Source organism: Deinococcus misasensis DSM 22328, assembly GCF_000745915.1.
In the GTDB taxonomy this organism is placed as follows: domain Bacteria; phylum Deinococcota; class Deinococci; order Deinococcales; family Deinococcaceae; genus Deinococcus_C; species Deinococcus_C misasensis.
In genome coordinates this window covers 14,342-32,929 of record NZ_JQKG01000044.1, presented here as the reverse complement: position 1 = coordinate 32,929, position 18,588 = coordinate 14,342, and the positions used below count along the sequence as shown (strand labels likewise).

The 18,588-nt window shown below is 54.0% G+C and carries 17 protein-coding genes; 7 read left to right on the top strand and 10 right to left on the bottom strand.

Annotated elements, in window-relative coordinates:
* On the bottom strand, window positions 1-248 hold a 248-nt coding region (locus tag Q371_RS19505), incomplete at its 3' end, for a transposase family protein (protein WP_034343641.1).
* Window positions 249-327: 79 nt separating this feature from the next.
* Between Q371_RS19505 and Q371_RS26070 the strand changes: the two genes are divergently transcribed.
* Both Q371_RS26070 and Q371_RS19495 read left to right on the top strand, forming a co-directional pair.
* Entirely contained in the window at window positions 328-1,464 is a 1,137-nt protein-coding gene (locus tag Q371_RS26070; protein WP_051964852.1) for an AAA family ATPase, read from the top strand.
* A complete protein-coding gene (locus Q371_RS19495) occupies window positions 1,457-2,185 on the top strand; it encodes a hypothetical protein (protein ID WP_034343637.1) in 729 nt (242 codons plus the stop codon). The genes Q371_RS26070 and Q371_RS19495 overlap by 8 nt, the downstream gene beginning before the upstream one ends.
* Window positions 2,186-2,230: 45 nt before the next feature.
* On the opposite strand, the gene ilvC is transcribed toward Q371_RS19495, so the two are convergent.
* The 5 genes from ilvC to Q371_RS19470 form a co-directional block, all read right to left on the bottom strand.
* A complete protein-coding gene (gene ilvC, locus Q371_RS19490) occupies window positions 2,231-3,238 on the bottom strand; it encodes a ketol-acid reductoisomerase (protein WP_034343635.1) in 1,008 nt (335 codons plus the stop codon).
* Between the two features lie 100 nt (window positions 3,239-3,338).
* The gene (ilvN, locus tag Q371_RS19485) at window positions 3,339-3,935 is read right to left on the bottom strand and encodes an acetolactate synthase small subunit (RefSeq protein ID WP_051964850.1); all 597 of its coding nucleotides are present in this window, start codon (window positions 3,933-3,935) and stop codon (window positions 3,339-3,341) included.
* Window positions 3,936-4,056: 121 nt separating this feature from the next.
* Complete coding sequence (gene ilvB / locus Q371_RS19480; protein WP_034343633.1) at window positions 4,057-5,718, bottom strand: biosynthetic-type acetolactate synthase large subunit; 1,662 nt, start codon at window positions 5,716-5,718, stop codon at window positions 4,057-4,059.
* Window positions 5,719-6,389: 671 nt separating this feature from the next.
* Entirely contained in the window at window positions 6,390-7,262 is an 873-nt protein-coding gene (locus tag Q371_RS19475) for a PhzF family phenazine biosynthesis protein (RefSeq protein WP_034343631.1), read from the bottom strand.
* Between the two features lie 98 nt (window positions 7,263-7,360).
* Window positions 7,361-7,768, bottom strand: a complete 408-nt coding sequence (locus Q371_RS19470) for an NUDIX hydrolase (protein WP_034343629.1) — start codon at window positions 7,766-7,768, stop codon at window positions 7,361-7,363.
* Window positions 7,769-7,882: 114 nt separating this feature from the next.
* On the opposite strand from Q371_RS19470, the gene Q371_RS27255 reads away from it, so the two are divergent.
* The 5 genes from Q371_RS27255 (at window position 7,883) to Q371_RS19445 (ending at window position 11,750) form a co-directional block, all read left to right on the top strand.
* The gene (locus Q371_RS27255) at window positions 7,883-8,101 is read left to right on the top strand and encodes a hypothetical protein (RefSeq protein WP_157442830.1); all 219 of its coding nucleotides are present in this window, start codon (window positions 7,883-7,885) and stop codon (window positions 8,099-8,101) included.
* Window positions 8,102-8,150: 49 nt separating this feature from the next.
* Entirely contained in the window at window positions 8,151-9,245 is a 1,095-nt protein-coding gene (locus tag Q371_RS26065) for a hypothetical protein (protein ID WP_051964849.1), read from the top strand.
* A gap of 29 nt (window positions 9,246-9,274) precedes the next feature.
* Window positions 9,275-9,850: a TerD family protein gene (locus tag Q371_RS19455; protein WP_034343625.1), complete on the top strand. Its 576-nt coding sequence runs from the start codon at window positions 9,275-9,277 to the stop codon at window positions 9,848-9,850.
* A 111-nt stretch (window positions 9,851-9,961) separates the two neighbouring features.
* Window positions 9,962-11,017 (top strand): DUF475 domain-containing protein, encoded by a 1,056-nt coding sequence (locus tag Q371_RS19450; protein ID WP_157442829.1) that lies wholly within the window; start codon window positions 9,962-9,964, stop codon window positions 11,015-11,017.
* A gap of 10 nt (window positions 11,018-11,027) precedes the next feature.
* Window positions 11,028-11,750, top strand: coding sequence for a VWA domain-containing protein (locus Q371_RS19445; RefSeq protein WP_051964847.1), 723 nt, complete (start codon window positions 11,028-11,030; stop codon window positions 11,748-11,750).
* A 49-nt stretch (window positions 11,751-11,799) separates the two neighbouring features.
* Here the strand turns inward: Q371_RS19445 and Q371_RS19440 are convergent, their stop codons facing one another.
* The 4 genes from Q371_RS19440 to pnp form a co-directional block, all read right to left on the bottom strand.
* Window positions 11,800-13,371, bottom strand: coding sequence for a COG1470 family protein (locus tag Q371_RS19440; RefSeq protein WP_034343623.1), 1,572 nt, complete (start codon window positions 13,369-13,371; stop codon window positions 11,800-11,802).
* Window positions 13,368-15,632, bottom strand: coding sequence for a hypothetical protein (locus Q371_RS19435; protein WP_034343620.1), 2,265 nt, complete (start codon window positions 15,630-15,632; stop codon window positions 13,368-13,370). The genes Q371_RS19440 and Q371_RS19435 overlap by 4 nt, the downstream gene beginning before the upstream one ends.
* Before the next feature lie 260 nt (window positions 15,633-15,892).
* Entirely contained in the window at window positions 15,893-16,213 is a 321-nt protein-coding gene (locus Q371_RS19425) for a hypothetical protein (protein ID WP_034343616.1), read from the bottom strand.
* A gap of 197 nt (window positions 16,214-16,410) precedes the next feature.
* The gene (gene pnp / locus Q371_RS19420; RefSeq protein WP_034343613.1) at window positions 16,411-18,534 is read right to left on the bottom strand and encodes a polyribonucleotide nucleotidyltransferase; all 2,124 of its coding nucleotides are present in this window, start codon (window positions 18,532-18,534) and stop codon (window positions 16,411-16,413) included.
* Between the last annotated feature and the right edge of the window lie 54 nt (window positions 18,535-18,588).

Sequence of the window (18,588 nt, the reverse complement as noted above, 5' to 3'; positions counted from 1 at the left end):
CTGGCGAAGACCCGATTGAAGGTGTCATGGGAGGGTATACCGGTGTGGAGGTCCAGGAAGCTTGAGAGCCAATCCCGTTTGAGTTCCCCAAAATCCTCCATGTCATAGAAGCTGTCTGCATCGCTGAGCACAGCACACAGGGCAATGACGATCACGTTGATGAGGGGTTGATTGAGCCCTCGGTTTGTCCGGGGATCAGGGAGCTCAGAGAAGTGCTGGACTGCGAGTTTCAGTTGCTCGGGGTTCATGTCTTACCTTAACCCCTTCGCGACGTGCGTCACCCCTGTCGCAATTTTTGAGGCGTTACTCTGGTGGTAAACTTAATGCATGTTGACCTCGGTTCGATTTCAGAATTTTCTGTCGCTTCAGGATGTGCAGGTGGATTTGGAGCCATTGACAGTGATTGTTGGACCCAATTCATGTGGGAAAAGTACACTTTTGGATGGAATTAATCGAGTTCTAAAACTAAAATTAAACCCTCTAAAAAGAATGTTTTTGTCTAAAGAAGAATCTTTTGATGTAAATAAAATTTATAGCCCTGAGGCATTTTTGAATTGGAAATTGGGTGTGAGACAATCTATGGAGATGAGATTGTTAGGAGATAAATATAATATAGATTTATCATTTTATAAATCAGAAACTAGAAATAAATGGATGGTAAAAGGATTAGACGGACTTGGTTTGTTGGATGGTAACGAAAATATGAGCTATAGTGAGCTTCGCGATCAAGAAGTTTATTTGATGATGATGGCAGACGATGTATTCCTGTGTTCGCCTTCTGTATCTAGAATATCTGCTGCTTCGTATAGCCCCCTAGAAATTCCTATTCTGGAATCAAATGGATCTGGATTGGCTACCATTATATCTGGAATCATTAATGATTCCCCGGAAGATTTTATAAATATACAAAATTTTATAAAAATGGTCATTCCAAATATAGTGAAAATTAAGATTCGGAGAGAAAAAATTAAAAGTGATAATTGGTTCAATAAAGAATATATCAATAAATTCCCTGAAAGTGTTATTGGGGATAAATTAATAATTGATTTCAAGGAATCTAAAGATATTCGTGCAGAATATGCCAGTGAAGGAACGCTAATATCAATTTTTCTTATCACATGTATGTTTCTCTTCAAAGGTCCTGGTATCATATTGGTGGATGATATAGACAGAGCACTGCATCCAAAAGCCATAAAAGACCTTTTCTCTGCCATTCGTGAAATCCAAAAGCTCAATCCAGAGCTTCAGATCATTGCCACCACCCACTCGCCATACCTGTTGGATCACCTCAAGCCAGAGGAAGTCCGAATTGCCACCCTTGACCCAGAGCGAGGCACAGTGATTGCCAAACTCACCGATCACCCAGAGTTTGAAAAATGGAAAGAAGTGATGGCCCCAGGAGAATTCTGGAGTTACGCAGGTGAAGACTGGGTGCTCAAGAGGAATCAAGAAAGCCATGAGTGAACCTGAAAATGTGATTTTCTTGGTTTGTGAAGGCAGCAGTGATCCCCGCGTCGTGCAAGGTTTTACAGAGCAGGTTTTGCTGAAAGAGATTGATTGGTGGGAACACATGCCCTTGGAAGCCAAACCTGTTTGGAAGGGCATGGGTCAGCATCCGTATTTGGCATGGCGCGATGTTCCAGAAACCTACAAGAAGAGTGGCCTGCCTCCAGCCCACGGACATTTCAATGGTCTTCCTGCAGAGCCTGATGCTGTTGCAGCAAGAAAAGCCCTTCGTCTTGCTTATCAAGCGAACGCCAGAGCAGTCGTGCTTTTTCGCGACGAAGACAATCAGCCCACACGCCGCGATGGTTTGGTTCAAGCCAGAGACGAACATACGGATCACACCAACCAGCATGTGTTGATTGGTGTTGCAAAGAGATGTCGTGAAGCTTGGGTGTTGATTGGATTTCGTACTGGATCTGGACAGGAACAGCAGCTCTTACAAGAATTGCATCAGGAATTGGCTTTTGATCCCACACAGCAACCAGAGCGCTTGAATGGCAAGAACGATCACCGGGATCCCAAAAGGGTGCTGGATCGTTTGCTGTGTGGCAATGTCTACAGAGAAGAACCTTGCTGGCTTGAAGCAGATCTTAACGACCTCAAAACCAGAGGTCAAAACTGTGGTCTCACAGAATACCTGAACGAAGTGGAAACCATTCTTGTTCCACTGCTGAAATAAAAAACCCGAGGATTCTCACCCTCGGGCCTCTGTGAAGTCTGAAAATTAAACTTCGAGTTCTTTCTTGCTGATGAAAGGCATCATGCTGCGCAGTTTGGCTCCCACCACTTCGAGGGGGTGGTCGTCCATTTCCTGACGCCATTGCTTCATCTGGGGGTAACCGGCTTCGGTTTCGGCCACGAATTGACGGGCGAACTCGCCGCTCTGGATGCGGGCCAGAGCCTCTTCCATGGCTTTGCGGCTCTCGGCAGCAACCACTTTGGGTCCGGTCACGTAGTCGCCGTACTCGGCGGTGTTGGAGATGGAGTAACGCATGCCTTTGAAGCCTTTTTCGTAGATCAGGTCGATGATCAGTTTGCACTCGTGCAAGACTTCGAAGTAGGCGATCTCGGGCTGGTAGCCAGCGGACACGAGGGTTTCGAAGCCGTTTTTGATCAGGCTGGTCAGGCCACCGCACAGGACGGCTTGCTCGCCGAACAGGTCGGTTTCGGTTTCTTCTTTGAAGGTGGTTTCCAGCACACCTGCACGGGTGCAGCCGATGCCTCTGGCGTAGGCCAGAGCCAGTTCACGGGCGTTGCCAGTGGCGTCTTGGTACACGGCGAAGATGCCGGGCATGCCTGCGCCTTCCACGTACACGCGGCGCAGCATGTGGCCGGGGCCTTTGGGGGCCACGAGGAACACGTCCACATCTGCGGGGGGCACGATGCGTCCAAAGTGGATGTTGAAGCCGTGACCGAACACCAGTGCTTTTCCGGCGGTCAGGTTGGGGGCGATGCTCTCGGTGTAGGTTTTGGCCTGGTGCTCGTCAGGGATGAGCAGCATGATCACGTCGGCTTCTTGCACAGCCTTCTCGATGGTTTCCACGCGCAGGCCAGCTTTCTGGGCTTTCTCCACACTGGGGCTGCCTTCACGCAGACCGACCACAACTTTCACACCAGACTCGTTGAGGTTCTGGGCGTGGGCGTGGGCCTGTGAGCCGTAACCGATGATGGCCACGGTTTTGTTTTCGAGGGGGCTTAAAGAAACGTCCTGATCGTAGTACATTGTCGCCATTTTGTCAGACTCCTTGGGGTGACGCTTGTCTTGGATTACTTTACCCGGATGTGGCTCGGGTGGGGAATGATCGCTCTAGGTGTTTGGGTGAAGGGGGACCTTAAATCTCCACATCCCCGAGCACGGGTTCCAGACTCTTGCTTTCCCCTCCGGTGTACACCTGCGTGGGAATGTCGGCGTTGGAACCGCGGGACAGGGCCACGCGACCTGTGCGCATGGTTTCGATGATGCCGAAAGGGCGCATCTGCTCGATGAAAGCGGTGATTTTGCCTTCGTCTCCGGTCACTTCAAACATCAGGGCGTAACGGCCCACGTCCACGATGCGTGCACGGAAGTCCTCGGCGATGTGACGCACTTCCACGCGGGTTTCAGGGGTGATGGTGACTTTGACCAGCACCAGTTCGCGGTCCACGAATTTTTCTTCGCGGTGGTCGATGACCTTGATCACGTCAATCAGCTTTTCCAACTGACGGATGGCCTGCTGCAGGATGTTGTCGTCTCCGCCGACCACGATGGTCATGCGACTGACCCCGGCGTTTTCGGTGGTGCCCACGGACAGGCTCTTGATGTTGAATCCCCGGCGGGCAAACATGCTGGTGATGCGGGTCAGCACGCGGGGTTCGTCACGCACAATCACGCTGATGATGTGGTCTTTGTTGGGGCTGCTGGTGGTGTCGCCGTACAGATTTGCACTCATGGTTCACCTTTTCATAACCCCCTGCAATCAGGTCTGGCTCAGGGGGAGATACCCAGGCTGGGGCAACCTCCCCTCGTTAGGGGAGGAGCACAGGGGAGCTTTGCTCCCCCAGCGGGTGGGGTTACTGTTTTTGCTTCGCTTCCTCGTGGGTCTCAACCATCTCTTCCAGAGAAGCCCCTGCGGGCACCATCGGGAACACGCCGTGCTCGTTGGGCACCACGGCTTCGAGGAGGCTCGGGCCGTCGTGGTTCAGCCAGGCTTCGATGGCGCTTTCCATTTCTTCGCTGTTGGTGGCGCGCACAGCGTGAATGCCGTAAGCGTCAGCAAGTTTGATGAAGTCGGGGTTGGAGTCTCCGAGCCACACTTCGCTGTAGCGGTTTTCGTGGAAAAGTTCCTGCCACTGGCGCACCATCCCGAGGAAGCTGTTGTTGATGACAGCAATTTTGACGGGAATGCGGTATTTGGTGAGGGTGGCGAGTTCCTGTGCGGTCATCTGGAAACCACCGTCTCCAGCGATGACCACGCTGCGCACACCGGGAACGCCCAGAGCAGACCCAATGGCAGCAGGGAAGCCAAAGCCCATGGTCCCCAGTCCGCCAGAGGTCAGCCACTTGCGGGGCTTCTGGAAGCGTGCGAGTTGGGCAGCCAGCATCTGGTGTTGCCCCACGTCGGTGGAGAGCACATCGTCAGGGGAAAGCTGATCCACGATTTTCTTGATGGCGTATCCAGCGCTCCACACGGGGTGGCGCACGTAGCGCTCTTTCCATTCCTGAAGTTTGGCGTGCCATTCTTTGTTTTCAAGGAAAGTGGGTTGTGCGGTGAAGGCGCGGGCAGCTTTGGCAGCGTCACCCCGGACCGGGATGTGGGCGTGCACCAGTTTGGAGATTTCGGCGGCGTCGATGTCCACGTGGATGATGGTGGCGTTTTTGGCGAAACGGGAGACTTTGCCGGTCACGCGGTCATCGAAACGCAGACCAATGCCGACCAGCACATCGGCGTTGGTGATGGCACGGTTGGCGGCCACCGATCCGTGCATGCCGGGCATGCCGAGCCAGAGGGGATCTCCGGCAGGGAAAATCCCGAGGCCCATCAGGGTGGTGATCACGGGGATGTTCCATGCTTTTGCGAAAGCAATGATTTCTTCAGAGGCGTCCATGGCTCCGCCACCGACCATCAGGATGGGGCGCTGGGCTTTTCTGAGGGCGGAGAGGGCAACTTCAATGGCTTCCTGAGCAGGAGCAGGCATCTCGGGGCGAGCATGTGGAGCAGGGATTTCACCGGTGAAGGCTTCGAGTTGCACATCTTTGGGGATGTCCACCAGCACGGGGCCGGGGCGTCCAGAGCGGGCAAGCCTGATGGCTTCGGCAAGGATGCGGGGCAGGTCGTTGGCGCTTCTCACCAGATAGTTGTGCTTGGTGATGGGCATGGTGATGCCGGTGATGTCCGCTTCCTGAAAGGCGTCGGTTCCGATCAATGCGCGGGGCACGTTTCCGGTGATGGCCACGATTGGCACACTGTCCATCATGGCGTCGGCAAGTCCGGTCACCAGGTTGGTGGCTCCGGGGCCAGAGGTGGCCAGACACACGCCGACTTCGCCGGTGGATTTGGCCCAGCCTTCGGCGGCGTGGGATGCGCCCTGCTCGTGACGCACCAGAATGTGACGCATTTCGGGAAAGCCGGTCAGGGCGTCATAAAGGGGAATGACCGCCCCACCGGGATATCCGAAAACCGTGGTGATGTTGTGGTTGATCAAGGTCTGCCAGAGTGCTTGTGCCCCGTTCATGATTCTCCTCTCAACGGTAAACCCCCGAGTCTGGGTAGCCTCGGGGGTTTCTGTGCGTGTACGTGCCTGCCGCTTACGCTCGGGAAACCCCAGTGCGTACTAGTACTACCACGATGATGGTCAGAAAGCGGCTCATTGCACTTACCTTAACAGCCTGTCTTTGGACTTGTCAATCTTTGATCTAGACGAAAAAACATGACAAACTAAACTGGAAACCGGGCTTTGTTGTCATGCTTCAAAAAGATTTCAGGTGATTTCTCTCTGGGCTTAAAAATCTAAATGCATATTTTTTGAATACATTCAAAGGTCAGTTGAAGCTCTGGAATGACCGGGTAATTTAAACCGGGTTCAGAAAAAAGGGCTTTTCTTGCGTGTGGCGCTGCATGAAGGCGAGTTTTAAGGCTTGATGGAGGGGTTAACGGGTGGTTAACGCACCTTCCTGTACAACAGGATCAGGCTCAGGTGAGCGAGACCACGTTCAGGAAGGTGCAACTTGGCCCACACCGCGCTGAATTGACCTGTTGGACCGGGATGGAACTGCTGCCCATCCCTCAACCTTTCGACCTCTCCCAGAAGGCAAGACCTGTAGAAACCCCGCAAGACAACCGACCGCAAACCTTTTCTGATCTGGAGGCCTGGACAACCTCCAGATCTTTTTGTGGCCTGACACCTCAGATGCGCAAGGTGCCTTCCATCATCTGCACGGCACTGCCTCCCACCCGGGTTTCGGTGACCTCCATTTCGAATTTGACCGCTGTGATTTCCAGACGGCTGGGACGGCCCATTTCAATGCCCTGATGCACCACCCAGGTGTAATCCAGATCCTCCACGATGCGGTTCCCCAGATGGGCAGCCAGAGTCACAGCCGCACTGCCCGTGGCTGGATCCTCCAGAACCCCCAACTCTGGTGCAAACATTCTGGTGTAAAGACAGTCTTGCGCCCCAAAAAACACATAAAGGTTTTTGGCCCAGCATCCTTGCAGGTGCTTCTCCCAGAGGGGCACATTGAAACGGATGTTTTGCAGGTCTTCATGGTGCTTGACCCTGACCAGCAAATAAGGTGCACCACAGGACACCGCCTCCAGATCCAGAATGTGTTTTTCTAGAACCCCGAGCACCTCTGCCACCTGAGCAGCAGACACCTCCGCTTTGCGGAACTCTGGAGGGGTCGGAGAAGTCAATTCGGCATGGGTGGGAAGCCCGTTTTCCCAGCGGTAAACGACCGGGACCAGACCTGCATTTTCCTCCAGAACCACCCGGTCCAGACCCGCAGTTTTCCCGAGCAGTGCCAGCAAAATGGCTGTTCCGATGGTGGGGTGACCGGCAAAAGGCATCTCACTGCCCGGCGTGAAAATCCGAACCCGATGGTCTCCCTTCCCTTCAGGAGGCAGCACAAAAACCGTTTCAGACAGGTTGAATTCTCTGGCAATGGTTTGCATTTGCTGGCTGGACAGTTCCTCTCCTCCAAAAACCACGGCCAGAGGGTTGCCTCCAAAAGGTTGATCGGTGAACACGTCAAGGGTGTAAAACTTCAATTCAGGCATGGCATCTCCTTGAAACAACAGTGTGCTGGAAAACCCGAACACTTGCCTGAGGGCAATGACTTACCCAAAAGTAACAATGGATGTCTCTGGCAAAGAAATCACAAATTGTAATCCAGCTGAATGGGTCTCTGAAGGTGCCGATCAAGGGCCAGAGGAATCAGGTATTTCAAGTTGAAAAGGGTGTGGTGGGGCAGATCTGCCACAGGAAAAACCTCCACGTGTTCATCGGTGCAAGATTGGACCTGATGAATGTCTCTGGAGTGGGCAACAAAGCAAAACACCTCAAAAGAGCCTCCCCTCAGGGTGGCAAAGTGCTCCCAGATGGGAAGGTACAGGCCCGTTTCCTCCTGAAACTCACGGACCATGGCCTCCAGAGGATGTTCTCCCCATTCGATTTTGCCTCCAATGCCGTTGAGGCGGCCTTTCTGCCACTCGGGACGGTTTTTGTGGATCAGGGCCACCTGTGATCCATCAACATCAAACAAAAAGCCAAGCACATGAGCCATTTTTCTCAATATGCCACAAACCACCTGATGCACAAACATGCAGTTGGATGGCCGGGTGCATTTGCAGTCTGGGATTTGAATGAAAAGGTTTGAATTGAAGCCAGAATCTTTTGAATGCTGCGGTCATGGAAAGAAAAAAGGCCTTCTGGAAGAGAAAGAGGAAAATCAAAAAATGCAATAAAAACATTGAAAATCTTGAAAAACATGTCTGGCATCATCAAAAAACATTTCGCGACAGAAAATGACGTTTGGGGCTTTTATACTCTTGAAATGCGAGACACAAAGCAGATGTGGAATGCATTTCAAGGAGCGAAGAAAAAATGCCATGGGTGATCGTTGAGAAAAAACCTCAATCCTCTGTCAAATTCATTGGACCAAAAACATGAACACCCTAGTCATTGGACAGCGCATCCCCCTCAAAGAACTGACTTCCAGCATGGAGATCGGGTTTGAGGTTCAAATTCATGCAGCAGGTCTCAAACACCACCTGATGGTCAAGCAAGAAGGCTCTGTTGTGCCTGCAGGCACCTTCACCCATGGAGGGATGCAAGGCAAACATGAAATTCAGCTGGACCACCTTTCGCCAGACGCGCGCATTTCTGTGGTCATTGAACTGCCCACAGGACTGAAGAACCTCTCCACAGGTCAGGTGGTCTTGCTGGCACATGGAAAGCCTGTGGCAGGTTTTCAGATTTCAGGACGCAACTTCACCACGGAAAAAACGGCCACTCTGGCAGAAATCTATTTCAAAAACGGGTGGCGTTGTGGGGTCTTGTGCCAGGGTTACAGCGGGTTGTTGGCGTCTGTGCTTCAGGCCCAAGGAGGGGTGTTGGCCCCTGTTCAGTCTCCAGTTTCGCCTTCTGCTGTTTCGGGAGAAAAACTCAACCTTTCCAAGCTCACCCTTGAAAAACAGGGGGCCAGTGGCACCATCGAGCTCAGCAAGCACAGTGTGGTGCACCCCATCAACATCAACCTGAAATGGTCGGGTCAAGGACGCAGCAGTTGGTTTGGCCTGCGCACAGAGAGTCCAGATCTGGATCTGGGTTGCATGGTGGAAATGCAAAACGGCGACAGCCTGGTGATTCAGGCTCTGGGCGGTTATTTTGGCAGCCGCACCTCACATCCTTACATCTTGCTGGACAAAGACGACCGGAGTGGAAACTCGGCAGATGGCGAAAACCTCACCATTCACCAACCTGCACAGATGCGCCGCATGCTGGTCTATGCCTTCATTTACGAAGGGGCTTCCACTTTTGCCGATGTGAACGCGAAAGTCACCCTGACAGACCAGTTTGGAAATGAAATTGTGATTCCCCTCAATCAGGCACGTTCAGAGCGTTTTTGTGCTCTGGCCCTGATTCAAAAGGAAGGATCGAACATCCGCATCACCAAGGAGGAACGTTATTTTCAGGGGCATCGACCCTGCGACCACCACTACAACTTTGGATTCAGCTGGACCGTTGGCAGAAAAGATTGAGATTCCCAATTCGTTCAAGGAGACCTGACATGGCCATTCAACTGCAAAAAGGCGGCAACATCAACCTCAGCAAAGAAGCCCCCAACCTGCGCAAAGCCCGCGTGGGTCTGGGCTGGGATCCACGTGTCACCGAAGGCACCGAATTTGACCTTGACGCGATGGCCTTGCTGGTGGGCACCAACAATCGGGCACGCGGCGATGCAGATCTGGTGTTTTACAACAACCTCTCCCACCAGAGCGGTTCTGTGGAGCACACGGGAGACAACCGCAGCGGAGTGGGCGATGGAGACGATGAAAGTCTGGTCATCGAACTGGCCAAAGTGCCCTCCTATGTGGACAAAATCATCATTTCGGTGAGCATCCACGATGCCAGAGAACGCTTCCAGAATTTTGGGCAGGTGCAAAATGCCTTCATTCGGGTGGTCAACGAAGAAACCGATGCAGAAATCGTGAGGTATGACCTCACTGAAGATGCCAGCACCGAAACCCTGATGGTGTTTGGAGAAATCTACCGTTATGGCACCGAATGGAAATTCCGTGCTGTGGGACAAGGGTACCGCGAAGGTCTGGTGGCTTTCTTGAGAAACCACGGTTTCAACGTTTGACGTGACGTTTCAACAGACGTTCCAAAGTTCAGTTTGGACTCTTCCAGTGGCTGACAGGGTCACTGGAAGGGCATTTTGTGGCCTGAACATCAAGCCACAGCAGGAGGAAGCATGTCTGCAAGTTTGATCAAAGAATTTCATTTTGCTTTTCTGGTCAGCGTGATCAGTTTGATTGGAGCCTTCGTCTATGGGTATTTCACCGGAGATCTGGGCACAGCCCTGTCTTTTGTGTTGATTGCCAGCATTCTGGGTGTGATGGAAGTGTCCCTGAGTTTTGACAATGCAGTGGTGAATGCCAGTGTGCTCAAGAACATGAGCCCTGTGTGGCAAAGGCGTTTTCTGACCTGGGGCATTTTGATTGCTGTGTTCGGAATGCGTTTTGTGTTTCCTCTGTTGATTGTGGCCGTGGTGGCCAAGCTCGGGTTTCTGGAGGTTGCTCAACTGGCTTTCTCCGATCCCAACGCATATGCCCGCCACCTCACCGAAGCACATGTGCCCATTTCGGCTTTTGGAGGTGCTTTCTTGATGCTGGTGTTCCTGAAGTACCTGATGGACCCTGACAAAGAAGAACACTGGCTGGGCTTCATTGAACGGCCTCTGGCCAGAATTGGCCGTCTGGACACCATTCAGGTGTTCATCACTGGTGCATTGCTGCTCACCCTTGTGCAAACGGTTGTTCCACCTGAAGAGAAGCTCATCGCTCTGGTGGCGGGTCTGGTGGGCGTTCTGACGTACATCCTGATTGATGCGCTGGGAGGTCTGTTTGATGCCGATGACATTGCTGCGAAGGCTGGACAGGCCGGTTTGTTGTCTTTCATTTACCTGGAAGTGTTGGATGCCAGTTTCTCTCTGGATGGGGTGATTGGTGCGTTTGCCATCACCAAGGAAGTGGTGATCATTGCTGCAGGTCTGTGCATTGGTGCAGTTTTTGTGCGTTCTTTGACCCTGATGCTGGTGAAAGCAGGAACTTTACAGCAATACATCTATCTGGAGCATGGAGCCCACTATGGGATTGGTGCCCTGGCCATCATCATGTTGCTGGGCATGGGCCACATTGAAATTCCAGAATTGGTCACGGGCCTGATTGGGGTGGGTTTCATTGCCCTGAGCATCTGGAGCAGCATGGTGGCCCAACGCAATTCCAGCATGGCTGCAAAAGCCGACTGAAAGGACTGCCATGAGCCTGGATCTCAGCAAGAAAAAAGTGCTTGACCTGAGCAAAAAAGCCGAAACGGTCATTCAGAAACTCAACCTCTCCAAGTTCCGTGCACGGGTGATTTTTGTCGCCGATGTGTCCGGTTCCATGAAATCCCTGTACACCAGAGGGGTGATGCAGAACGTCTACGAACGCATCATGGCGCTGGCCCTGAAGTTCGATGACAATGGCAGTCTGGAGAACATGGTGTTTGATCATGGGGTGCTGGACCTTCCAGAGGCGACCCTTGATGACATTGGTCTGTATGTGGAGAGAAACATCATCAAAAACCCCACCATCAAATGGGGAATGACCAATTATGCTCCACCCCTCAGGAAAATCCGGGACATGGTGGCTGTGCGCCCAAAAGGTTTTTTCGCCATGTTCAGCAAACCCAGACCTGCTTCCAAAGATCCGGTTTACGTGGTTTTTCTGACCGATGGTGAGAATTACGATGAGCCAGAAACCCGGCAAGCCCTGATTGAACTCAGTGCGTTTCCGGTTTTTGTGAAGTTTCTGGGCATTGGCAGCAGCCGTTTTCCCATGCTGGAAAAGCTGGACACCATGGATGGCCGGGTGGTGGACAATGCCAACTTTCAGGCCATCACAGACATTGCTCGCATCAGCGATGAAGAACTGTACCACCGCTTGCTGGTCGAGGTGAGCGATTGGGAGCAAGCTGCAAAAGCTGCACAGGTGCTTTGAAAAAAAGCAGAACCTCTGTTGACCAGAGGTTCTGCTTTTGATGGGTTGATCAAGGCGCAGTGGTGAAGGTCTGTTCCCGGGTCTGGCCGTACTGGAAGTCCAGAATGCTGCCTGCATTGGGATAACCAAACGGATACACCTCGGGTTGAGCGAAAGCGTCCATGTTGGGGAAACCGTCGTAGGCAGCCATGTTCCATTTGTAAGCGGTGTTTTTGGCCAGAGGGGCCGCAAAACTGCTCTGGGTGGTGTAAATGTACTGGTTTGCCCCCCCTGTGGCCTGATAGCGCACGATGTAAAGCGGATTTTTGAAGGTGCCTTTTTCCCATGCAAGGACATTGCCTGCTCCTGTGGCTTTGTCCGCAGGCATGCTCAGGACAGGTGGGGTCAGCAAGGGAAATTTGCGGGTCTCGGCCTCGCTGATGTTGGCCTGATTGAGGATCAACTGGCTGCCAGAGCTGCTCTGGGCACCCACAGCCAGAAAGTATTTCCCTTGCAGTTCCTCGGGGGTGGGAATTGGGTAACTGAAGTTGCTGCTGCTGGAATAATCGGCGGCCAGCACGAAGCCTCCTCTGGGCACCAGAGCAGCCCCCATGGTTTTCCAGAGCACGGTCATGCCGGCCTGAGGCAGCACCTCGCCAGAAAGCACCGATTGCCCAACAGGTTGCAGGTCAATGTTGATGTTGCTTCTGCTGGTGAAGTTGCCCAGAAAAGGGGTGCTCTTGCCAAACCCGTTGTATTTCACAGGAATGCTGGTGGGGCCACTGCTGTTGGCCTGCCATTGCAGGGCAAAAACCATGCCCTGTGCAGTGGTTTCATTGACCTGTGTGGTGTTGACGGTGTAAGCCCCACCCTGTCCCTGAAACAGGGTGGCCGTTCCGAGGTTGTCGTACAGGCTGATGTAAACCGCCTGCGAGATGGCCCCCACAGGATTGGGGAAACCATCTGCGCCAGAGAGGGTGCCTGACACACTGACTTTGGTGGCACTGACCACCCCACTGGCACTCCAGAGTTTCAGGGCCGGATTGGGCGAAGTCAGCCCAGTGAAAGTGTGGGTTTCTCCGTCAAGAAAGGAAACCGTGGCGGTGTAAGGCGCGAGGACCCCCTCGATCCTGAATTGCCCGGAGGTGTTGCTGGTGGTGGTCTTTTCGATGTTGTTGAAGCCACGGATTTTGACGGTGGCACTCTGGATTTTTCCCCCGATGATGTTTTTCAGGGTTCCGCCCACGGTGATCAACGGAGATTTGCTGACATTGACCTTCAAGGTGGCAGAAGCGTTCTGTTCTCCAGAGCTGCCTTTGATGTACACCGTGTAAAGTCCGGTGGGCAGGTTGAGGGGAGCATTCAGGGTGAGCTTGCTCTGGGTGGCATTCACTTTGCTGAAGGTGCTGCCCAATTTGTTGGGGCTGGGCTGCGCGAGTCCCAGAACCACCTCATCTGCAAAGCCATTTTCACGCTGGATGTTGATGGTGACGGCTTTGCTGTCTCCCTGCATGACGGTCACTTCAGACTCGGGGAGTTGCAGGCTGAAGGAGACAGGAGGTGGGGGAGGGGTGGTGTTTCCCCCACCTCCGCCACAGGAGACCAGCAGGGCAAGGCTCAGAAAGAACAGGCTGCGCTTCATCCGACACATCCTTTTTGCATGGGCACGCTGAAGATCACCGCTTTGTTGACCCCATCTGAGGCCTCAAGCAGCAAGAAGAGGTTGCCGTAATCCACCTTGTAACACTTGAATTCGCCTCCTCCACTGATGGTCAGGACATCCGAGGGTCTGAACGTCAGGGTGGGGCTGAATTTGCCGCCCACCAGAGACACCGTCTGGGTCTGGATGTCTTTGATGTAAGGTCCGAGGCCACTCTGGGTGTAAGAGAATTTCCATTTGTAAGTGAGCTGGGCAGAATCAGGGTCCAGAAGGGTGCCTTTGACGGTCATGGAATCGCCGACAGGAGGCAGTTTGGGATAAACCGCAGGCTGGGTGGGATCGGGGTTGGGCAGAACTTCGGGCTGGGCGATCACCACATCGGGAGCCACATTGGCCGGTTTGGGTTTGACGGTCACCTGAATCTCGGTGCTGCCCAGAGCGTTCTGTGAGTCGCGGGCCTCCAGTTTCAGGGTGCGGGTGCCTTCGGTTTTGAAGGTGGCGGTCACATCGCCACAGTTGTTGGCAGGCAACAGGTCGGTTTGGACCGAACTGCTCCACTTGAAACGGGTGCAGTCGAGGGGTTCGTTGGGATCCACCAAGGTGCCTTTCAGCAAAACCGGGGTGTCAATGGCCACGGAAGCCCCATTGGAAGGTTTCAGAATCAGCACCGAAGGCGGATTGTTGACAATCTCAATGCTGCGGGTGGCGCTGCCACTCTGGCCCCCCTTGTCGGTCACGGTGGCGGTCAGGGTCCGAACCCCGAGCGTCCCAAAGCTGCGTGCAGGCAGGCAGTACACCCCGAAATTCGCTCTGGACACGCTGGTGTTCACCAGTTCGCCGTCCAGATTGCTGCTGATGCGCACATTCAAACTGGTGGATTCCAGATCATCCATCTGCAAACACAGGTTGGTGACCGGAATATTCTGGCTGTAAGTCTGACCATCCAGAGGGCTCTTGAAACCGACAGTGGGCTTCTGGTTTTCCGACTTGCCAATTTCGAAAAGAGGCAGGTCAAAAATCTGGGTGTCATAATTGAGGGTTTTGACCAGCAGGTCGGCATGGATGCCCACATAACCCTTCAAACCGGCTTTCAAGGTCCAGACGGGATCTCTGGGGATGGCTGCATCCAGCACCACATTTCCACGCACACGGGCATAAGGTCCCACCAGACCGTACAGCAGGATCTCCCCTTGGATGTTGAGGCCTGCCTCCCCCTGTCCTTTCACGCCAGAGATGTCGGCATATTTGTTGAAAGAGTGGGAGAAATCCGAGATGTTTTTGAAGCCATCGTTGTATTCAAAACCGGCCACAGCACTGACCGATTCGCTGGCCCCAAAAGACATTTTGGCGCTGATGTTGCCTTTCATGTCGGCAGTGATGCGCACGGTGGGCACCAGCACCACAGGCACTGGACCAATGAAGAAGGTGATCGGAGAGAAGGTGTATTTGGCCAACTCGACCTCCTTCTCAAAGTTCACGTTGAGGTCCGCTTCGACCGAAACGCTGGCACTCTGTTTGAATCCGTAAGCCATCCGCACGTAAATGCCTTTGGGGTAAATCGGCACCCCGAGCACTTTTTTCCACTTCAGGTTGTAAGACAGTCCGTTGTCCACCGAAAGGTTGAAGTTGCCTTTCAGACGCACCTGATCGTTGGTGGTGCTGGAGTTGTCATCGGCATCGAACAGCACGGTGTTGATGTCAAAACCAAAACTTTCTGCCTGTGGACCAATCTGTCCGGGCTTGTGTCCTCTGGGGGTGACCCCCTGCCGCAAAGACATGGCCGACAGATCCGAAGGATTGAGGATGCCCTCTTGCTGGAATTGACCTTCAATCAGGGCCTCATCCAGACTGGCAGCTTCGGTTTCCACGGTCACCTGATCTCCAGAAGTGGTGATCTTTTTGACTTTTTGCAGGTAACCATAAGGGGCGTTGGGTCCGGGAGGACTCACCATCAGGTTCCCCACCGCCAATCCAGCCAGATACGGTGTGGACTTGGAGAACACCATTTTCCCTGTGCAGGTGGCAGGCGTGGCATTGGGGGTTTTGATGGGGTCCGGTGAAGTCTGACAGCTTGCCGCATTGGTGAACGTGAAGCTGGACAGGCTCTTTCGGGTGTCTTCGGTGACCACCCGGGTCTGGTCGCTGACTTTTGGGGCGACATCAGGATCCGGGTTGGGCGTGGGACCCGAGCAGGCGGTCACCAGCAGGGCCAGCAGGACAGGAAGGGCAATCAGGTGTTTCAATGGAACCTCCAGAGGTGAAACCAAGCATGCTGTGCAGCCTGTTCAACACAGGTTGCACAGGTTGGAGAAGATCAGAAAGAAGGTGCAAAAGACAAAGGAGACGCAGGCCAATGTCTCCAACCTAAAGGACAACATGTTAAAAATCTGTGACGATCAAGCGTGGGAAGTGTTGCTGAATGTGTGCATGCACAACCCAGAAACCACAGAAATCGGCCTCCAGAGCATCCCTGAAAGCCGATCATAAAGAAAAGGTTCATTTTTTACAACTGAACGTTTGCCCCAGACATGCATTCCTCTGCAACGGCACGGGCCAGAGGATCACGGGTGCTGCGGGCATAACTGACCCCAAGGTGCAAAGACTCCAGCGCCACTTCGCGCGTTTTCTCTTCCAGCACCAGGGTCTGGTAGTGGGCCAGATACAGGTGCGAAAGCAGCACATCGCGGGCATTTTCTGGTGGCAAGGTGCGCAGCAGATTGATGCCCCTCTGGTACTCACGCACGGCTTCCTCGGTGCGGCCTTGCAGGGCAGACTCGCGGGCTTTGCGGAGGATTTTGGCTGCGGTGTAGTACTGGGGTCTCATGAAGACCGCCGAGGGCCGAGAGCCGAGGGCCTCGTAGGGGCGAGGCGTGCAGAGGGATCAGCATGTGATCCCTCTGTTTGCACAAGATGGTGTGCCTCGCCCTTTCCAGAATGAAGAAGGCAGAAGGCTGCAAAGACAGCCTTCGCTTCAGCAGATTTGCCGTTCAGATGGTCCATGGTCAAAACCTCGGGCCTGTATTAGCCTCTGCGGGGAGCTCGGGGTTTGATTTTGCCCTCAAGCTCGGGGCGGATCAGGTCGAGTTTGCCGCGGTCGTCCACACCTGCGATTTTCACGCGGATTTTGTCGCCGACTGCAAGCACGTCTTCGACCTTCTCGATGCGCTGTTCGCTGATCTGGGAGATGTGCAGCATGCCGTCTTGACCTTGGAACAGGTTCACGAAAGCACCGAAAGGAGCGATCTTGACCACGGTGCCTTCAAACTCGTCGCCGACTTTGGCTTCGTAAGTCTGGGCCTGAACGCGCTTCAAGACAGCCTCTGCGGCAGCAGCATCTGCGGAGAAAATGCGGATGGTGCCGTCTTCTTCGATGGTGACCTGCGCACCCATGGCTTCGAGCTCCCGCACGTTTTTCCCACCGGGGCCAATGATGACGCCGATTTTCTCGGGGTTGATCTTGGTGGTGAGAATTCTGGGGGAGTATTTGGACAGCTCGGGGCGGGTTTCTGGCATGGCTTCAGCCATCTTGCCCAGAATGTGCAGGCGGCCCTCTTTGGCCTGTGCCAGAGCTTCACGCATCACAGCAGGGGTGATCCCGCTGATTTTGATGTCCATTTGCAGGGCGGTCACACCTTCGGCGGTTCCGCACACTTTGAAGTCCATGTCGCCCAGAGCGTCTTCAGAGCCCAGAATGTCGGTCAGAACGCGGTATTTGTCGCCTTCCATGACCAGACCCATTGCCACGCCAGCCACAGGGGCCTTGATGGGCACACCAGCGTCCATCAGGCTCAGGCATCCGGCGCACACGGTGGCCATCGAAGAAGAACCGTTGCTCTCCAGCACATCGCCAACCACGCGAATCACGTAAGGGAAAGCATCAAACTCTGGCAGAATGGCGCGGATGGCCCGTTTGGCAAGGTTGCCGTGGCCGATCTCGCGGCGGGACTGTCCGCCCATGCGCTTCACTTCTCCGGTGGAGTAAGGGGGGAAGTTGTAGTGCAGCAGGAACTTGTCGCCGGTTTCGGTCCCGAGGTCATCAATCAGGATTTCATCCCGTCCGGTTCCGAGGGTGGTGGTGCCCAGCACCTGTGTTTCGCCACGGGTGAAAATGGCACTGCCGTGGGCTCGGGGCAGGGGGGTGGCCTCGATCCAGATGGGGCGCACCTGACGGCTGTTCCGTCTGTCCACGCGCAGGTCATCTTCGATGATCATGCGGCGGAGTTCTTCTTTCTGGGCCTTGCCGAAAGCGGTTTGCAGCAGGGCAATTTGCGCAGCTGCACCTTCGGCCTCTGGGTCGGGCACGCGTTCAGAGATCAGTTTGCTTTGCAGTTCGTCCAGAGCATGACCACGGGCTTTTTTGCCTTCGGTGAGCAGCACATCTTTCAGGCCAGCAGCAAGGGCAGCTTGCTTGAACTCGGGGTAGATTTCTGCAAGGGCATCGACGGGAGGATTCCACTCGAATTTTTCTTTGCCCACCTCTGCCTTGATCTGTTCGATCAGGTCGATCAGGGGCTGCATTTCTTTGTGGGCGAACTCGATGGCCGAAACCAGCAGTTCTTCGTCCACGGTCTGGGCACCGGCTTCCACCATCATCACGGCGTCTCTGGTGCCTGCAACCACCAGATCGATTTTGCTGTTTTGCAGTTCGCTGGTGGTGGGGTTGATCACGAATTGACCGTCAATGTGACCCACGCGCACGCATCCGGTGGGTCCAGCCCAAGGAATGTCACTGATGGAAAGTGCAGCAGAAGCGCCCACCGCACCCAGCACATCGGGCAGGTTTTCCTGATCGGCGCTGACCACGGTGATGATCACCTGGGTTTCCTGACGGAAGCCTTTGGGGAACAGGGGACGGATCTGGCGGTCGGTGATGCGGGCACTCAGGATGGCCTTTTCACCGGGACGGCCTTCACGCCTCTGGAAGGAACCGGGAATGCGGCCCACCGAGTAGTGACGCTCTTCAAATTCCACGGTCAGAGGCAAGAAATCCAGAGTTGAAGGTCTGGTGGATCCTTGGGCCGTGACCAACAGCATGGTGTCACCGTATCGTACGGTGACAGAACCGCTCACGAGCTTCGCCAGTTTACCGGTTTCGATCACCAGTTCGCGAGAGCCCAACATCGTTTTGTATGTTTTTCCTGTCATTGCCCCTTAGTCTACACCATGGGTTGGAGGGGGATTCTGTAGGTTTGGGATGCC

What these genes read in the sequence shown, in the direction of transcription:
- Q371_RS26070 (WP_051964852.1), top strand. Translation starts at nt 328, where the DNA reads ATGTTGACCTCGGTTCGATTTCAGAATTTTCTGTCGCTTCAGGATGTG.
- Q371_RS19495 (WP_034343637.1), top strand. Translation starts at nt 1,457, where the DNA reads ATGAGTGAACCTGAAAATGTGATTTTCTTGGTTTGTGAAGGCAGCAGT.
- ilvC (WP_034343635.1), bottom strand. Translation starts at nt 3,238, where the DNA reads ATGGCGACAATGTACTACGATCAGGACGTTTCTTTAAGCCCCCTCGAA.
- ilvN (WP_051964850.1), bottom strand. Translation starts at nt 3,935, where the DNA reads ATGAGTGCAAATCTGTACGGCGACACCACCAGCAGCCCCAACAAAGAC.
- ilvB (WP_034343633.1), bottom strand. Translation starts at nt 5,718, where the DNA reads ATGAACGGGGCACAAGCACTCTGGCAGACCTTGATCAACCACAACATC.
- Q371_RS19475 (WP_034343631.1), bottom strand. Translation starts at nt 7,262, where the DNA reads ATGCCTGAATTGAAGTTTTACACCCTTGACGTGTTCACCGATCAACCT.
- Q371_RS19470 (WP_034343629.1), bottom strand. Translation starts at nt 7,768, where the DNA reads ATGGCTCATGTGCTTGGCTTTTTGTTTGATGTTGATGGATCACAGGTG.
- Q371_RS27255 (WP_157442830.1), top strand. Translation starts at nt 7,883, where the DNA reads ATGCTGCGGTCATGGAAAGAAAAAAGGCCTTCTGGAAGAGAAAGAGGA.
- Q371_RS26065 (WP_051964849.1), top strand. Translation starts at nt 8,151, where the DNA reads ATGAACACCCTAGTCATTGGACAGCGCATCCCCCTCAAAGAACTGACT.
- Q371_RS19455 (WP_034343625.1), top strand. Translation starts at nt 9,275, where the DNA reads ATGGCCATTCAACTGCAAAAAGGCGGCAACATCAACCTCAGCAAAGAA.
- Q371_RS19450 (WP_157442829.1), top strand. Translation starts at nt 9,962, where the DNA reads ATGTCTGCAAGTTTGATCAAAGAATTTCATTTTGCTTTTCTGGTCAGC.
- Q371_RS19445 (WP_051964847.1), top strand. Translation starts at nt 11,028, where the DNA reads ATGAGCCTGGATCTCAGCAAGAAAAAAGTGCTTGACCTGAGCAAAAAA.
- Q371_RS19440 (WP_034343623.1), bottom strand. Translation starts at nt 13,371, where the DNA reads ATGAAGCGCAGCCTGTTCTTTCTGAGCCTTGCCCTGCTGGTCTCCTGT.
- Q371_RS19425 (WP_034343616.1), bottom strand. Translation starts at nt 16,213, where the DNA reads ATGAGACCCCAGTACTACACCGCAGCCAAAATCCTCCGCAAAGCCCGC.
- pnp (WP_034343613.1), bottom strand. Translation starts at nt 18,534, where the DNA reads ATGACAGGAAAAACATACAAAACGATGTTGGGCTCTCGCGAACTGGTG.